Raw genomic sequence first — 1,769 nt, 5'->3', positions numbered from 1 at the left:
TGATTAAAGGGTCATCGTTTACTCGACCAAGGTAATTAATATTACTAATTTTTACCTTCATTGAAATCTAATTTAAAGGGCATAAAAAGTCTGCTTCCTTCTTAATCTAAAATTAATTGTTTTAGAAAAAGGGAACCATTAATAAAGAAGAAGAGTAGCTAAATTACTTTACGAAGGAAAAATTCCAATGCCAGGTTCTAAAAAAATTTAAAAAGTGTTTTTTGTATAATGAGCTGTAATTTTCAGCTTCCTTATAATACAGTAAAACATTTTAGGAGGGATAGAAAATATGAAGGGAAATAGGGTCGTGACGATTCATATTCTGTTATTACTGGTTGTTTTCACCGTTTTTATTTGGTCAATTATCAAGCCTGCTAGCTATTTGTCATGGGTATTAGAAGTCACTCCTGCCCTTATCGTTTTGATTATCGCACTATCAACATACAAAAAGTTTCGTCTGACTACCCTCTCTTACGTAATAATTGCTATTATGGCTATTTTAATGTTTGTCGGCGGCCATTACACCTATTCAAAGGTTCCTCTATTTAATTGGATAAAAGATACTTTTGATTTAAAAAGAAATCACTATGATCGATTTGGACATTTTTTAAAAGGGATGTTTAGCATTGTAATAAGAGAATTATTATTAAGGAAAACCCTTTTAACAAAAGGTACCTGGTTATTTTGGATCGTTACAAGTATTTCTCTTGCCATCTCTGCTATGTATGAAATTATTGAATGGATAGGTTTTATTATCGGCAAGGGAGGAAAAACTGCTAAAAACTTTCTTGGGAACCAAGGCGATATATGGGATGCACAATGGGATATGGTATTAACCTTAGCTGGTACAATCATTGCATTACTTTTCCTTTCCAAACTGCATAATAAGTTGTTGCGAAAAGAATTAGGAAAAGTGAATTCCGACTTCTAAACAACTTTTTTATCCTGCAAGAAGACTTGTTTAAGGCAAAAATTATAGTAAAACCCTTTAGTAGGGTTTATAATCGAGAATTTATTAGGAATATTTGCTTAAAAAAGTGAAAAAGGACGCCTTTAACAGGTGTCCTTTACCTTTAATTTAATTATTGTATTCATTTTTACGAAAAATCAGCAGTTTTTCACAAAAAATGACCAATTTGCTATACCTCAAGTTCCTCGCCTGCTTCAACTATATGGAACAGCAGGTGGGCTAGATGATGAATCGGGCCGTATTCTTCGTCCTCTTCGTCTGTTTCCTCATTAAATTCCAGATCATTTAGGAATAGAGCCATGAATTCGTAAAAATCCTTCAGTTGGAAGGAATAACAGGCAACCGGTTCTTCATTGTCTTCTTCATATTGCAAGACCATGTAGGAGAGGTCTCCATCCGCATCCGCCGCATCGAAAAAGACAAAAAAGCCAATATTGGTGTCAAGCTCAAATAGATGTCTCGTTCCGCCTTCCGTTGCCTTATCAAACTCCTCTTGATTGAGTTTTTGAATCTGCATGCTATCTACATTATCTTCTTGATGGAAACCTACGACAAATGATTTCATGATATCCTCCTTAAATCTCATCTGAAATTAACAACACATGTCATTAGGATATCCATTATTATGTTGGTTTCATTCGTTTTATAAAAAATTATACCTTTAAGGAACGAATAATTTATATTCCAAAGAACAAAAAAACCCCTGATAAAATAATATCAGGGATTTCTTTGCCATCATCCTACTGGAGGATGAATTGGATAATCGTCTGTTTGATAATACGCTACGTCTGTGTGGGAC

Annotated in this window: 2 protein-coding genes; one reads left to right on the top strand and one right to left on the bottom strand. The window is 33.9% G+C overall.

The features are described from left to right. Positions 1–289 precede the first annotated feature (289 nt). Positions 290–931: a DUF2238 domain-containing protein gene (locus tag V7150_RS24640; RefSeq protein ID WP_335523522.1), complete on the top strand. Its 642-nt coding sequence runs from the start codon at positions 290–292 to the stop codon at positions 929–931. A gap of 208 nt (positions 932–1,139) precedes the next feature. Here V7150_RS24640 and V7150_RS24635 read toward each other — a convergent pair whose 3' ends face one another. Then, the gene (locus V7150_RS24635; protein WP_335523520.1) at positions 1,140–1,535 is read right to left on the bottom strand and encodes a cytosolic protein; all 396 of its coding nucleotides are present in this window, start codon (positions 1,533–1,535) and stop codon (positions 1,140–1,142) included. Between the last annotated feature and the right edge of the window lie 234 nt (positions 1,536–1,769).

The organism is Neobacillus drentensis, assembly GCF_036965245.1.
Taxonomy (GTDB): domain Bacteria; phylum Bacillota; class Bacilli; order Bacillales; family Cytobacillaceae; genus Neobacillus; species Neobacillus drentensis_G.
The sequence above is the reverse complement of the archived record's forward strand: the minus strand, read 5'-3'. Positions and strand labels throughout refer to the sequence as shown.